The organism is Daejeonella sp., assembly GCF_049655485.1.
Taxonomy (GTDB): Bacteria; Bacteroidota; Bacteroidia; order Sphingobacteriales; family Sphingobacteriaceae; genus Daejeonella.
In genome coordinates, this window is the sequence record NZ_JBASJU010000247.1 from 16479 (window position 1) to 31762 (window position 15284).

General features: G+C 40.5%; 13 protein-coding genes. 8 read left to right on the top strand and 5 right to left on the bottom strand.

Features of this window, described 5'->3' with window-relative positions; all coding sequences use genetic code 11:
- Positions 1-126 precede the first annotated feature (126 nt).
- The 4 genes from WBJ10_RS10355 to WBJ10_RS10370 all read left to right on the top strand — a co-directional run bounded on the left by WBJ10_RS10355 (position 127) and on the right by WBJ10_RS10370 (position 3865).
- Positions 127-885 (top strand): oxygenase MpaB family protein, encoded by a 759-nt coding sequence (locus tag WBJ10_RS10355; protein ID WP_424289987.1) that lies wholly within the window; start codon positions 127-129, stop codon positions 883-885.
- 198 nt (positions 886-1083) lie between these two features.
- Positions 1084-1455: a BlaI/MecI/CopY family transcriptional regulator gene (locus WBJ10_RS10360; RefSeq protein WP_424289989.1), complete on the top strand. Its 372-nt coding sequence runs from the start codon at positions 1084-1086 to the stop codon at positions 1453-1455.
- Complete coding sequence (locus WBJ10_RS10365; protein ID WP_424289991.1) at positions 1452-2774, top strand: M56 family metallopeptidase; 1323 nt, start codon at positions 1452-1454, stop codon at positions 2772-2774. Before WBJ10_RS10360 ends, WBJ10_RS10365 begins: the two co-directional genes overlap by 4 nt.
- Positions 2775-2947: 173 nt before the next feature.
- Positions 2948-3865 carry a sugar phosphate isomerase/epimerase family protein gene (locus WBJ10_RS10370; protein ID WP_424289993.1) on the top strand — a complete coding sequence of 306 codons (918 nt, stop codon included), beginning with the start codon at positions 2948-2950 and terminating at the stop codon, positions 3863-3865.
- Between the two features lie 84 nt (positions 3866-3949).
- Here WBJ10_RS10370 and WBJ10_RS10375 read toward each other — a convergent pair whose 3' ends face one another.
- The gene (locus tag WBJ10_RS10375) at positions 3950-5062 is read right to left on the bottom strand and encodes a GAF domain-containing protein (RefSeq protein WP_424289995.1); all 1113 of its coding nucleotides are present in this window, start codon (positions 5060-5062) and stop codon (positions 3950-3952) included.
- Between the two features lie 152 nt (positions 5063-5214).
- On the opposite strand from WBJ10_RS10375, the gene WBJ10_RS10380 reads away from it, so the two are divergent.
- The gene (locus WBJ10_RS10380) at positions 5215-5577 is read left to right on the top strand and encodes a response regulator transcription factor (protein WP_424289997.1); all 363 of its coding nucleotides are present in this window, start codon (positions 5215-5217) and stop codon (positions 5575-5577) included.
- Positions 5578-5589: 12 nt separating this feature from the next.
- On the opposite strand, the gene WBJ10_RS10385 is transcribed toward WBJ10_RS10380, so the two are convergent.
- The 4 genes from WBJ10_RS10385 to WBJ10_RS10400 form a co-directional block, all read right to left on the bottom strand.
- Positions 5590-6372 (bottom strand): murein L,D-transpeptidase catalytic domain family protein, encoded by a 783-nt coding sequence (locus tag WBJ10_RS10385; RefSeq protein ID WP_424289999.1) that lies wholly within the window; start codon positions 6370-6372, stop codon positions 5590-5592.
- A 160-nt stretch (positions 6373-6532) separates the two neighbouring features.
- A complete protein-coding gene (locus WBJ10_RS10390; protein ID WP_424290001.1) occupies positions 6533-8497 on the bottom strand; it encodes a heavy metal translocating P-type ATPase in 1965 nt (654 codons plus the stop codon).
- 43 nt (positions 8498-8540) lie between these two features.
- A complete protein-coding gene (locus tag WBJ10_RS10395) occupies positions 8541-8957 on the bottom strand; it encodes a Fur family transcriptional regulator (protein WP_424290003.1) in 417 nt (138 codons plus the stop codon).
- On the bottom strand, positions 8954-11128 hold the full coding sequence (locus WBJ10_RS10400; protein WP_424290005.1) for a TonB-dependent receptor: 2175 nt from the start codon (positions 11126-11128) through the stop codon (positions 8954-8956). Before WBJ10_RS10400 ends, WBJ10_RS10395 begins: the two co-directional genes overlap by 4 nt.
- 3 nt (positions 11129-11131) lie before the next feature.
- Between WBJ10_RS10400 and WBJ10_RS10405 the strand changes: the two genes are divergently transcribed.
- The 3 genes from WBJ10_RS10405 to WBJ10_RS10415 all read left to right on the top strand — a co-directional run bounded on the left by WBJ10_RS10405 (position 11132) and on the right by WBJ10_RS10415 (position 15194).
- On the top strand, positions 11132-11350 hold the full coding sequence (locus WBJ10_RS10405; RefSeq protein WP_424290007.1) for a hypothetical protein: 219 nt from the start codon (positions 11132-11134) through the stop codon (positions 11348-11350).
- 12 nt (positions 11351-11362) lie between these two features.
- Positions 11363-12253 (top strand): dienelactone hydrolase family protein, encoded by an 891-nt coding sequence (locus WBJ10_RS10410; protein WP_424290009.1) that lies wholly within the window; start codon positions 11363-11365, stop codon positions 12251-12253.
- A 424-nt stretch (positions 12254-12677) separates the two neighbouring features.
- Complete coding sequence (locus WBJ10_RS10415; protein WP_424290011.1) at positions 12678-15194, top strand: cation-translocating P-type ATPase; 2517 nt, start codon at positions 12678-12680, stop codon at positions 15192-15194.
- The last annotated feature ends 90 nt before the right edge of the window (positions 15195-15284 follow it).

Consider the following 15284-nt stretch of genomic DNA (forward strand, 5'->3'; position numbering starts at 1 on the left):
AGTATAACAGTATTCATACGATCATTTGCATATATCAACTTCTTATCGTTACTTTGTACATCAAAGTACTTTTTTTATGAAGCTTTGAGCGATAGATATTAAACCAGGTCTATTAAAGGAACTAATATGGTACATTTCGTAGATGAAAAATCAATTGTCAGAAAAATCTGGGGCAATGCTGATACTATACTCTTTATTTTTGCGGGGGCTTCATCAGATTTTGCGTTAAACAAGGCTGTAGACTGGCTTTACTTTACTGGACGTCTGCCTGCAGATCCCATCGGGAGGTTGTTTTCTACAGTCGGTTATGCCCGCAAAATTGTTTTTGCAAAGCATGATGAGGCACTGAGGGCGATTGATCAAATCACAGCGATACATAAAAATGTGGAAACTAGCCGGGGGTCGGCAATCCCGGATTGGGCTTATCGGGATGTTCTGTATATGCTTATTGATTACTCAATACGCGCCTTTGAAGTATTGGAACGCGAATTAACAGAGGATGAGAAAACTGAGGTTTTCAAGGTATTTAATTCTGTGGGTCAAAGAATGGGAATTAAGGAACTGCCAGATAACTTTGACGATTGGCAAGCCGATAGAAGGAAACATCTGGAAGCGGATCTTGAGTACAGCAATCTCACCCGTGATCTCTATAAGCAATACCGCAAGCACCTTGGCGTAGCGAGATACGTACTCTTAACGAAAGTACAAGCCCTCATATGCCCGCCAAATGTCAGGCTATTACTGTCCTTTAAAGGCATATCCTTCATCACTCCAATGTTAACATTGTATAGGCTATTGAGATTCTGCAAAATGAATAACATCGTAAAGTCTATAATTTTACCCGAGCAGTATCAGGCACAGATAGTAGCTCTTAATGTAAAGTAAGCCGTCTTTTCGTTTACTCGATATCTGTAAAATATTCTGAGCAATCCCGATATGGAGCTGTGCTCACCATTCTCCATAGCATCTCCTATGAGTTTTTTCTGGTCCAAATTGTATGTCCCATCCATCATTCGTTAAAATAATTTTGGAATTATAAAATATCATTCTACATTTGTAGAGTATACAAACTATACGTAGAAGATGCAGCTTACTAAAACAGAAGAACAATTGATGCAGTACCTGTGGGAAAAGGAAACCGCTTTCATGAAAGATCTTATCGAGGCCTATCCTGAACCTAAGCCAGCCGCTACTACAATTGCCACATTGCTAAAAAGAATGACGGATAAAAATTTCGTAAGCTACAAGCTTTATGGCAATTCGAGGGAATATTATGCGCTTGTTGGGAAAACGGACTATTTCTCGAAACATGTCAATGGATTAATTAAAAATTTCTTTAATGACTCCGTATCACAATTCGCGTCCTTCTTCACAAAAGAAACTGCAATGACGGAAGCACAGCTCGAAGAGTTAAAAAAAATTATTGATCAGGAAATTAAAAAGAAAAAACCATGATTGAATATCTTATTAAATCTGGATTAGTCTTGGTGACACTCCTCGCGATTTATCACTTATGGCTTGAAAAGGAAAAGATGCATCAGTTTAACCGATATTATCTTTTGTTTAGTTTGGTAATAGGACTAATAATTCCTGTTTTAAAGATACCCTTGAACGGGCCGGGCATTAGTACCGCCCCGATGAACATTGGCGAACTCGTAGTTTCCGGTGTCTCCCCCACTGTTCCTTTGGAATTGGGCATGGCTGCCGTTGAGCAAAGCCCCAGCTTCTTAATGATGCTGTATATTGTAATTGCTAGCATCTTATTAATGAGGTTTGTGATAAACCTTTTCTTAATCACAAGAAGTGTCGCTAGAAATCCTAAGCAGGATAATCGAGCAGGGACTATCGTGCTTATTAAAGAAAAGCTGACACCACATAGCTTTTTGTTTTTCATCTTTCTTAACGAAGATGACTACCTGAATAACAAAATAGAAAAAGAAATCATAGAACACGAGTTTGCACATGTCAGGCAAAAGCATTCCGTTGATCTGTTATTTCTGGAATTGCTTATGGTGATATTTTGGTTTAACCCAGTATTTATCTTCTTTAAAAAAGCTATTCAGCTAAATCATGAATTTCTTGCTGATGAAGCTGTTATCGAATCCTCCTGTAGTATTTCAACATATCAACAATTACTATTGCAAAAAGCTACACTTAAGCCTGTTCAGCTGGCCAGCAATTTTAATTATTCAGTTACTAAAAAAAGATTTAAAATGATGAAAAAGCAAACTTCAAAAACCAAAAAAGTTGTAAAGGTTGCGTCGCTTCTACCTGTTGCAGCGCTGCTGATCATGGCCTTTAACGATAATGTGTTTAGCCAGGGTACTTCCACGTCTATAGAATTAAATATTAACATCGATAAGGAAGCCCAACTTACTAAGGATGAATATTACAAAGGTGCTTATATGCGCTATATCAATTCAGCTGGGGTAAAGATCAGAAAACGATACGAAGAATTAACTAGAGAAGAAAAAAGTTTATATCCATCACCAGTTCAACCCACGGACGAATTAATGGCAAAATGGAGGGACCCGCAAAAGTTTGTCGTTCTGATCGGTTATGAAAAACCGCAGGATCCGCTGTCAAATTACAAAGCGAAAGATTTCGTTTCGTACTATGCTTTGGAGGAAGGTAAAGACTCACTAGTATATATTTATCTGATCAAAAAAGACTTTCTGGAGAAGATCAAACAACTGGGAGGCGATTTTAACAGAGAGGGAAATCAAGTTTTCCTAACTCCCCCTCCTCCGGTCTTAGTTCCGACAAAAAAATAACTAAAAATTTCCAGGAGGGAACGATAAAATTGACGGAGGAACACTCTGGCAATTTTGTCGTTTTCTAAAAGTTCACAGCCTTAAAAATATTACAATTAGTATTAAAGTTTTGTAAAATCATAGCTTACTTATCAAATGCTTTTATCAATTTTATAATTCATAGAAGTAATGGCATGACTTACTCCAGAAAACAATTCCTGCAAAATTCGGCAATCTTGGTCGCCGCATCGATGACCAGTTCATCATTTATATTATTGAAGGACAAACCCCTCCTGGCATTTTCAACGATTGGATGTCCGGACTGGACTTTGAAACAAGCAATTGATTTTGCTGCGTTACACAAGTATTCCGGGCTCGAAATCCGGGGTATTAATCGGCAATTGGATTTGCCGAATGCTGTCGAATTCAACAGTCCTGACCACATGGAATCCACCCTAGCTACAATGAAAGAGAAGGGTTTAAAATTTGTGAATCTGGGCGCGTCGGCAGCATTTCATATGCCCGATGGGCCTTTACGGGATAAACATATGAAAGAAGCAAAATCTTTTATCGATCTCGCTCAGCAGATTAATTGTCCCTTTGTCCGCGTTTTCCCCAATGAGTTCCCAAAAGATCAGGACCGGAATAAAACAATGGAATATGTGGCAAATGGTCTACGAACGTTGGGGGATTATGCAAAATCACGTAATGTTACTGTTCTTATGGAAACACATGGGGATTTTTCAACTTCGGACGACATTTTAAAAACGATGAAGGCTGCAGAGCATCCTAACGTTGGCCTGGTTTGGGATATTTCAAACATGTGGACCGAAACAAAAGAGGCTCCTTCAATAGTCTATAAAAAACTGAAAAAATATATTCGTCACACTCACATCAAGGACGTGAAGTTACTCGCTGGAGATAAGCTACAATATGTCTTCCTCGGCCAGGGCGACGTGCCTGTATTTGATGCGATTGATCTATTATCAAAAAACGGATACAAAGGATATTACAGCTTTGAGTGGGAAAAATTATGGCATCCTGAACTCTCCGAGCCGGAATTGGCAATAGCAGATTACGCAAAAGTGATGAAAAAGCATTTCAAATATTAAAGGAAAACTTCCCCGGGTATTGGTGAAAGCGCAATAAACACCTAGGCTGAATCCTGGGGGAATCTAAATTGAAAAACATTTAACCTAGATCACCTGAACGGGCAGGTCCACTTCGCAATGCCATTTATCATTTTCCACTATTAAATTACAAGTCGTCTGAAAGTGATCCGGCGGGCAAAGTTGAGATGAATCATTTAGGGAGCTGGAATTACTTTTCACTGAAGCCCTCAGCATGTATTTATCCACGGACACCTCCAGATCGAGGTCAATGGATACCCGAGCTCCCAGGTGACTTAAATATAATGCGCCCGATATAGGATAATTCAATGCGGAGAATAGCTTCGAACGGGAAAAATAGATATGGTTATTTAAATCATTTATGGAGATTTCCAATTCCTGCTTCCTGGCGCGTGCCAATGGCTGATAAAGCACTTCTAATTTATCCCGCAACTGTGCCAGGCACATTCCTGAAAGATCAACCTCATTTACGCTATCAGTGATAAGTCCACTTGCAAGGGCAACCATGGAATTGCTCCGTTCATTTATTAAACTTATAAACCCTTCGGCATCTTCTGTGGCCAGAGGAATTTCACGATCCATTAATACATCTGAAATTCCTATAATTCCTGCTAAAGAATCATGCAGGTCCACCGCAACCTCCTTCTGGCGTTTGAGTGCATCATCCAGATTCTTTTTTAGTTCACTGATTGTTTTAAAGGCTCTTAGCTTATCCACAACTTCTTCCGCAATAATCTTCAGAAATTCGATATGCTCTGGATTTAATGAATTTGGCTCTCTTCCTAGTACGCATAAAGAACCGATATTAATTCCACTGTCCGTTTTCAAAGGAACACCAAAGTAATAGCGTAAACGAGGATCCCCTTTCACATAAGCCTTATCCCGGTGGTTTTCATCCAATGACAAATCGTTGATTTCCAAATAATCATCTTCAAGGATAGTAAACTGACAGACTGATTCGTCCCTCGCCATTGAATCAACCGATATTCCATGGTTTGCTATCGTCCACTGAGTAAAAGTGTCTATTAGATTAACAACGGACATTTCCATTCCGGTTGTTCTGGAAACCAGTGTAACAATATTTTTGAATTCACCTTCAAGGTTACTGTAATCCAGGTCAAGCTCTAAGAGGCTTGCCAATCTGTCGGATTCATTAGAAGGTAGGGGCGCTTTACTCATATTTAATTCTTACGTTATAAATATAAATGAGAAATTTCTAAAATCAGGCAGATGAAAAAAAATAAAGTGTTTCTATTCTTTGCTCAAAAACATTAGCGCATTTAAATTATCTTTATGAAATTAGCCCTGTCTAATTATGAAAAACGAAAGAGATGAAAATTTTGATTGCCGAAGACGATGAGCTTATGCTTAGAACATTGGAGTTTCGCCTAAAAAAAGACGGAAATGACATATTAATTGCAAGGGATGGGCAAGAAGCAATTGCAATGATTGATGAACATCTTCCTGATCTTGTGATTACCGACATCATGATGCCATATTCATCAGGAATGGAGATAGTGGGTTATATCCGGCAGAAATATCAGAACAAAATTAAAGTAATTATACTATCGGGAATGGGTCAGGAAAACGTGATACTTGAAGCTTTTCGAATGGGTGCTGACGATTATATTACTAAACCATTCAGCCCTAACGAACTGTCGGTGAGAGTGAATCGCTTCCTCAAACGCGCATAGGAACTTAATTCATCATCCTTTAGCCTCGTTCTGTCCGATTCCTTTTAGGTACTCAGACTTTTCTACCCCTTCACCGTTGATAAATAAAACGGTGTTATTCTTGATATCATTGATTATTGCACCGAACAAGTTCATCGGTAAAGCAGGGCAACCCTGACTTCTTCCTAAACGTCCCGTCGAATTAATAACATTCTGACTTACATATTCAGCACCATGTACCACGATAGCTCTGTTTCGTGCGTTATTGTTCAAACCAGCATCCATGCCATCTAACCTTAATGAACGTCCGTGTTTTCCAGTGTAAACTTCTGCGGTAGTATAAAAACCAACACTGCTTTGGTTAGACTCCGGAGTGTTAGAAAAAGATTCCGCCATTTTCTCTCCACTTCCACGGCCATGTGCAACTAAGGTATTAAAAAGGATTTTATGAGCATTCAGATCTATCACCCATAATCTTTTCTCGGTGCTTGGCAGAGAAAGATCTACTACAGAAAGGATAGCTTTAGTCCCAGGAGTAAGATTTTTATCTTTCAGGTTTTGATATCCAGTGAGGCCTTTGAGAAAAACATTATAATCAAGTCCTGCGGCAGCAAGTCCGGCAACATTATAAATCGATAAGGCATATTCATTAAAGAGAACTTCAACTGATTTAGAAGTCTCAGTTTTTATTTTGTTATTAGTAAGGGAAAGGTCGTTCTCCGGCGTGTTTTCAACAGTTGTGCTCCTGAATCCAAGAGTCGCTACAGTAAGCAATAATATTCCGAATATAGTTCCTGATTTTAGTCCTTTTCTCATGCAGTGCTTGTTTATATGTTTGTAGTCTTATTGTACATATATAACGTCAGAATTTGATTTTGGTTGTGAAAAACGGAAGAGTTTACACTGAACAGACAATGCAAATTTGCAAGCAAACCTGTTGAAAATCAGTGTTTAAAATTGCTATCAGCATTCTCTGTCATAACTTCATTCTCTGAATTCTAACGGCATTCATAATAGCTAATAAAGCCACACCCACATCAGCTATAACAGCTTCCCAAAGAGTGGCAATTCCACCTGCGCCAAGTGCTAACACACTAACTTTAACAACCATAGCTAGTATGATGTTCTGCCAGACCACTTTCCGTGTAATTTTACCAATCAAAATGGCATCAACAATTTTGGAAGGCTTATCATTCTGGATTACAATATCAGCAGTTTCAATGGCAACATCACTACCCAAACCACCCATTGCGATGCCCGCGTCGGCCAGGGCAAGAACTGGTGCATCATTTATTCCATCGCCCACAAAAGCCAAATTCCAACCAGCTTTTTTAAGTTCTTCAACTTTCTGCACTTTGTTCTCCGGTAAGAGATCGCCATAAGCTGAATTTATCCCCAGAATTGAAGCCACTTCGTCGACAACACTTTGACTATCGCCAGACAACATCACTGTTTTTATGTTTAAAGCATGCAAACTTTTAATTGCGCCAGCCGAATCATCTTTTATTTCGTCAGCAATTGTAATATAACCGGCATAAACATGGTCAACAGCAATATGAACCTTAGTAGTTGAACTTTCATTAATTTCTTGCGGATAACCGATTGAGTATTTCTTTAAGAGCTGTGTATTTCCGGCAAGCACTCTCCTCCCATCTACTAAACCAATTAAACCCTGCCCGGCAATCTCCTCTACACTTTCCGTTTTCGTCGGTGTGATATCCCCTGCATATTTCACAATTGCCCGGGCAACAGGATGAGTTGAATTCATTTCCAGGCTTGTAACTATTCTCACCATCTCGTTCTCGTCCATTTTTTCAGCAAATACCTTCTGTACTTTAAATACGCCTTTAGTCAGAGTGCCGGTTTTATCCATCACCACAAGGTTGATTTTTGTCATTACGTCCAGAAAATTCCCGCCCTTGAATAAAATCCCGTTTTTCGAAGCAAGACCAATGCCGCCAAAATAGCCCAGGGGTATAGATACGACCAATGCGCATGGGCAACTGATTACAAGGAATACCAATGACCTGTAGAACCAGGTATTAAACTCGTAATTATCCACAAAGAAATAGGGCAAAAGACAAACAGATAATGCAAGAAAGAAAACGACAGGGGTGTAAACTTTTGCAAACTTAGAAACAAAGAGCTGGGTCTGAGATTTTCGTGCGGTCGCATCCTGAACCATCGACAAAATTTGGCTCAATTTAGTATCACCGAACAAGGCCGTGACACTAACCTGGGCCACCGTGTTCAGGTTGATCATTCCTGCTAATATAAGTTCCCCTGCATATTTGGAATCTGGTTTGCTCTCACCAGTTAAAGCTGCGGTATTGAAAGAGGCACTCTCAGAAATAAGCTTGCCGTCAAGTGCAGCTTTCTCTCCTGGTTTTATAATTATAATTTCCCCCAATTCAACAGTTCTCGGGCTAACTCTAATTTCTCTACCGTTTCTTATCACGGTTACCGTCCCAGGCCTTATATCGAGTAAGGCCTTAATGCTGCGCCTGGCACGGCGAACCGCTGAATCCTGGAACCACTCTCCTATTGAGTAGAAAACCATAACCGCTACACCTTCACTGTACTCACCAATCAGGAAGGCTCCTATAGTTGCAATACTCATGAGTGAAAACTCATTGAACAAATCAAAACGTTTCACCTTCCTGAAAGCAAGATAAAGAACATTCCAGCCGGCCAGCAGATATGCTATCCCATATATACTCAGGTTAATAGCGGTAGGGAATTCAATATCGAAACCGTATTCTAAGGTGAGAGAAACAATTAGAATTAACAGCGCTAATAACAGATCCCAGTGGGACTTCCATTCTGGAACGGTTGACTCATGGTCATGTCCGTCGTGTTCTGAATGAATTTCGTTTTTGAATTCGGTTTCTGTTTCGGGATCGTGGCTGCAGCATTCAGCATGTGACGGTTTAGATTTCATTTTACAAAGTAAGCTGCTTCTGTAATGCAATGGAATTGCAAACTCAATTCGAACATTTGTTGCAAAGCCCTTTAACAAGCAGGCTCATTTCACCCATTACAAATCCCTCCGGCAAGGGGACTGATGGGATAAGTGTTTTCGGAAGGCAGAAGGTCTCGTGACACTTACCGCAATTAAAATGGACGTGGAGATCATGATGATGTAAATCGTCAGAACTGTCTTCGCATAATGCATATTTTGGCGCTCCGGTTCCATCGTCAATTGCGTGCACTAGGTGATTGTCCTCGAAGGTTTTCAAGGTTCTATATACTGTTACGCGGTCTACAGGAGCTAGAGCTTTCTCCAGTTCAGTTAAGCTTTGAGCTGACTGACGACCAATAAGGTGATCCAACACGAGGATTCGCATAGCGGTGGGCTTAACGCCTTTTTTCTGGAGCCTTTGTTCTATCTCCAATCTCATAACCTTAATTTAAGTCCGCCATTAATTACAAACCCGTCTAAGGGAGCGTATATATCCCTGAAAATAGGATTTGAAACACTGCCTGTGTAAATAGTATCAAAGCGCGTCTGCCTGGTATCTGAAAAATTTTCAAAATTAATGTACACTGAAAATTGTTCCCAAAGTTTTTCGGCCATAAAACCAAATATCCAGTACGACTTACCCATGGCACCATCGTTTAAAGTTTGTTTGCTGTAGTAGTATGCTTCTGCACCGAGTTTCCATTTCTCTTCTACTTCATACATCAAAACATTATTAAGCCGGTGTTTTGCAGTTAAGGGGTTCTGTTTAATCAAATTCCCCGTTTTGATCTTGGCGTCTGTAAAGCTATAACCTACAAATAATTTAAAGTCATTATAGGTAAGTTTCACATTTGTTTCCATTCCGCGCGTGTCCATATGTCCTGATGAATTAACAAAACTGTATAGTCCGGCGGTATTCTGCTCCATTACGAGCGGGTTATTGAGGAGCGTGTAGTAGAAAAGGTGATTAATGCTTAGGCCTAGTTCATCAGTTAATAATGTACGATAGTTTATATCCCCATTTAAGCCATAGCTCCTTTCAAGTTTGTTTGCCGTAGAAGAAACAGGAAGTACATTTTGATACTGTATCCGCTCACTTTCTTCAGTAAAAATCGTCGGGGTTTTATAACCTACCCCCCCGCCTATCCGCGAAGTTACTTTACTATTCATTTTGAGCAATGCCGAAACGCGAGGAAGAATTGAGAACCCATATTGGTTTACGAAGTCGCCTCGGATCCCAGTCTCGAGCTCCAGCCAATTGCTTACATGCAGATTATTCTGGATAAATGACCCCACACTCGTTTGATTGTAGTTGCGCAGTGGAACAGCAGTTTTCTGGTTTTCTCTAAATCTGTCAGTCATCAGGTTTATACCAGCTATCCACTCTGCCTGGTCGCCTCTGCTGAAAATACTGGCTTCAGAAAATGATCCAAATTGCAGCCCATCAAACCGGTATCCGGGGACAATTATTTTGCGATTGAAATAACTTACACTGTTTTTTAAAACAAGTTCTGATGCGGCATTTATACGGTGTTTTAAAGAAAACTGGCTGGATAATCGGTCGGTTTTATTACTCTCAAAAAAACTGTTTGATGCGTTTCCGCGATTGTTAATATACTGAATATCACCGCCAATCCGATTTTCAAAACTACTATTAATACCGAAGTTCAGCGATGTCTTGTCATCGAAATAGAGAAATAACCTCGGATTGAGGGTATACCTTGTAAATTCCGGTATGGCAGTGAAATCTATTGTACCAGGTGCATATGCAGCATTACTATTCCTGGAAGCAAACAGAGTCATTCCTGCTTTTCCTAACTTCTCACTATAGAATCCACTTAAATCTACACCTCCTGCCGAAGTTCCGTTAAGATGGAAGTTCAGTTCTCTCTCTTCTCCGGGAGTTTTAGTGATAAGGTTCACCAGCCCAGCAATAGCACCTCCCCCATATAAGGTTGACGCGGAACCTTTTATCACCTCAACTTGCTTCAAATCTAAGGGGGGAGTCTGCAGTAGTCCGAGTCCGCTGGCAGCTCCTGAAAATATAGGAAATCCGTCTTTTAGGATTTGCGTATAGCGACCGTCAAGCCCCTGTATTCGTATAGATGCGTTTGCGCTGGTTGCTGAAGTTTGCTGGGTTTGTATCCCGGTACTTTCGTTCAAAATCATCCGGATATCACCGGGCTTCATATTGCCTTTTTCGTCCAATTCCTCGCCCGCGATCACCTCCACACGTGTTGGATTATTATCAATGGTACGACTGCTTCGGGTTGTGGATATGATTATTTCTTCGAGTTCCTCTCCATCCGAAGATTCAAGCGATAAAGTCAGAAATGTCGGGGAAGACGAAGGCAAAAACACCGAATCTATTCTGCTTATATAACCGATATAACTTATCTCTAAGAAATGCTTACCGTCCGGCACATTAACAAAACTCACTTGCCCGGTCTCATCTGTAGATCCCGCCATATTCAAAGTTGTAATTCTAACAGTGGCACCCACCAACGGAATGCTCGTTTTAGAATCTATAATTTTTGTAGTGACGCTATTTTGGCTGAACGCACTAAATGATACTACCCAAGCCAAAAGCATCATAAGAAGCCTTTTCATCAAATGTTGAAAAAATATTATCTGCACAACGACAGACAGAAATGCACCAGGAATATCCCTGGTGCAAAACTAACATTAATCCCGGTTGAGCATGCCTATGGGATTGCATTTGTAATGAATTTAAGAAGAACGGGCCAAGCTCCGGTGCCTACCATGGCAACACGTTTCTTTGGCTTGAGACCAGCAGCAATTACTTCATTAATTTTACCCGATTTTTGTTAGATTAGTGCTACTATGGATCAAATCAAAAAAGAAGACATCAAAAAAGAAGTGTTTGACCTTTACGACGATTACGCACACAGTCGCATCGACCGGCGCTCTTTTATGCAGCAGTTGTCATTATATGCAGTCGGTGGTCTCACATTAACGTCATTAATGAGTTTTCTAATGCCGGATTATAAAGGAAATATTCAGGTGAAACCCGATGATCCACGGCTAATTTCTAACTATATAAATTACCCTTCTCCAAAAGGCGGGGGGACTATTAAGGGGCTCTTATCAAAACCTTCGAAGGAGAAGAGAAAGAAACTGGGGGGTATCATCGTGGTTCACGAGAACCGGGGCTTGAACCCCTATATAGAAGATGTTTCTCGTCGAGCCGCTCTTGCGGGATTTATAGCTCTTGCTCCTGACGCCTTGACGCCTTTGGGTGGCTATCCAGGCAACGATGATGAAGGCAGGACTATGCAGAGTAAGAGGAGCGGTCCGGAAATGCTTGAAGATTTTATTGCGGCTTATGAATATTTGAAAAATCATAAAGACTGTAATGGAAAAGTTGGAGTAGTTGGATTCTGCTTCGGAGGAGGTATCTGTAATTCAATGGCTGTGCGTATTCCTACTCTTGCAGCATCGGTCCCTTTTTACGGAGGCCAGGCCGCCATCGCTGACGTTCCTAAAATTCAATCACCGTTGCAACTTCACTATGCTTCGCTTGATACACGCATTAATGCGGGCTGGCCGGCGTACGAAGCCGCATTAAAGGAAAATGGTAAGGAATATGAAGCGTTTATATATGAGAACGTAAATCATGGCTTCCATAATGATACAACGCCTCGTTATGATAAAGCGGCAGCAAAATTAGCATGGAAAAGGACAATTAATTTTTTCGAAAAGAAATTGAGATAAACGATGAGGAGCAAGGAACAAAGAATAAAGACTTACCAGGTTCTCCGATCTTTATTTTTTGCTCCTTGTTTATTTCCCCTTTCAAACAACAACGACTTCCAATTCGGAAGGTCATTTCACTATCTAACCTGTGCTTGCCAGCGGGGCTCCATCGCAGATCTCGCAGCTATCCCTCGAATCATCGCTGAAAGTTTACATTCATCCCATCGTTGAAATAAAACTGAACTCTCTCTAGAATTTCCATTATCAATTAAAACAGTGATCCTAATCATTCTCGCTCTAAGTTTAGGACGATAACTTTAATTCGAAACCGGGGAATCCATTCAAACGATGGTTAAAAGTCATCTGCTAAACTAATTGATCTCCCAGTAAAATGCCGGTATCCATCTCTGTGAAACAGCCTAGGAAATAAACCAAATTTATAATGAAAGAATCCTTTGCAGATAAAAAAATCAAAGGCCTTACCGACCAGGAAGTACTAATTTCCAGAAACAAATCCGGCATTAATACGCTATATCAAAAAAAAGAAAACCGGTTCATAAGTGGATTACTTGCGCTTATAAAAGAACCGATGGTTCTACTCCTTCTGGTAGCTTCTATCGTTTATTTCATCACCGGGAATATTTCTGACGGAATATTTCTCTCCTCTGCGATTGTGCTGGTAGCTGCTATATCAATCTATCAGGATTCCCGCAGTCGCAATGCACTGGAAAAGCTAAAAACGCTAACTCAGCCTACTGCAAAAGTCTTTCGAAACGGTGAGCTCATCAGTATAAATAGCGAAGAACTTGTCCCTGGCGACAGCATGGTTACAGAAGAAGGAACATATGTACCAGCGGATGGGGAAATAATAAGTTCAAACGATTTTTCAGTAAATGAATCCATTTTGACCGGCGAATCCATGTCGGTTTATAAGGACCTCAGTTCAGAAGATAACCGTATTTACCAGGGAACAACAGTGGTCACCGGTTTAGCTGTATCAATTATCGAAGCAACTGGAAATGAAACTAAACTGGGGAAAATCGGCAAAAGCCTTGCTGAAATCAAGATAGAAAAAACCCCTCTTGAAAAACAGATATCCAATTTTGTTAAGAAAATGGCCGCTGCCGGAGTGTTTTTCTTCATTATTGTCTGGCTTATAAACTACTTCCGTTCGGGAGATGTTCTGAACAGTTTACTAAAAGCGTTAACTCTGGCGATGAGCATCTTACCAGAAGAAATTCCGGTAGCGTTCACAACTTTCATGGCGCTCGGTGCCTGGCGATTGATGAAAATGGGGATAATTGTAAAAGACATGAAAACCGTTGAAACTCTGGGAAGCGCTTCGGTAATCTGTACGGATAAAACCGGAACCATTACCCAGAACAAAATGAGCCTTGTTAAACTATATGTTTTCACTGATAACAAAATTTATGATGCCGAAAAGCCTGTAAACTCCGCAGCGCTGGAGCTTATCACAGCTAGTATGTGGTCAAGCGAACCCATCCCGTTTGATCCCATGGAATTATCATTACATGAAAAGTACCAGACTAGTGCTGATAAAGATGAACGGCATAAATTTCATATGGTAAAGGAATATCCTCTTGAAGGAAAGCCCCCGATGATGACCCACATATTTGAAGACAAGTCAGGCAATCGTATTGTTGCTGCAAAAGGTGCACCCGAGGCGTTCCTGGAAATCTCAAAGCTTACTAAACAGGAAAAAGATCAAATATTAACTGCGGTGCATGTTCTCGCTGGACAAGGATACCGACTCTTAGGCGTCGCTGCTGCATCCTTTTCGGGAGATAATTATCCTGATAAGCAACAAGATTTTAAGTTCTCGTTTCACGGCTTAGTGGCTTTCCACGACCCTCCAAAAGACAACATTACTTCTGTACTAAGAGAATTTTATAGTGCAGGAATTACTGTAAAGATAATAACAGGCGATAATCATATTACTACCAGCTCTATCGCCCGAAAGATTGATTTCCAAGGATATGAAAAAAGCATTAGCGGGGATGAACTGATGAAACTTCATGATTCTGAGCTCAAGACGGCGGTATCAGATAAAAATATCTTCACACGGATGTTCCCTGAAGCCAAATTAAAGATTATCAACGCATTAAAATCTCAAGGGGAGGTTGTGGCTATGACCGGCGACGGCGTTAATGATGGACCGGCGCTAAAGGCTGCTCATATCGGTATCGCAATGGGACAAAAAGGGACAGATATAGCAAAACAGGCTGCGTCAATGATTCTAATCGAGGATGATCTGGGGAAGATGGTTGACGCTATACGCATGGGACGAAGAATATATGTTAATTTAAAAAAGGCAATACGGTACATCATCTCCATTCATATACCCATAATCCTGATCGTTTTTATACCTCTGGTTTTAGGTTGGGTATACCCCTCGATCTTCTCACCGATTCATGTGATCTTCCTGGAACTTATTATGGGTCCTACTTGCTCAATCATCTATGAAAATGAGCCGGTTGAGGAAAACGCTATGAAACAACCTCCCAGGTCGCCAACTGACACTTTTTTTAATGCCAATGAATTATTGACCAGCATGGTTCAGGGTCTCGCTATCACCGCAGGTCTATTATACATTTACCATTATTCAGTATCCCAGGAATTGGGAGAAGACATAACGCGAACGATGATCTTTTCCGGCTTGATCTCCGCAAACATCTCCCTAACCTTAATTAATCGTTCGTTTTATTATTCCATATTAAAGACGCTTCGATACCCGAATAAACTGGTTCCACTTATAATTAGCGTAACTGTGATAATCACTGGTCTGCTAATATTCATAAAACCGATTTCCCGCTTCTTTGAGTTGCAGCCGCTCAGCCTTTCCGAATTATTCATTAGCACAAGCGTGGGTTTCATATCCGTGATTTGGTTTGAACTCATCAAATGGAACACCAGGCGAAAAACAAAGTTTAGGCCGTGAGAATGATTTACTTAGCTCTACAAAAGGGAGAATTTCTCCTATAAAAGAAGCTTAAACGTAGTTCTATCATCTATTTTTTGTTCTATCCTT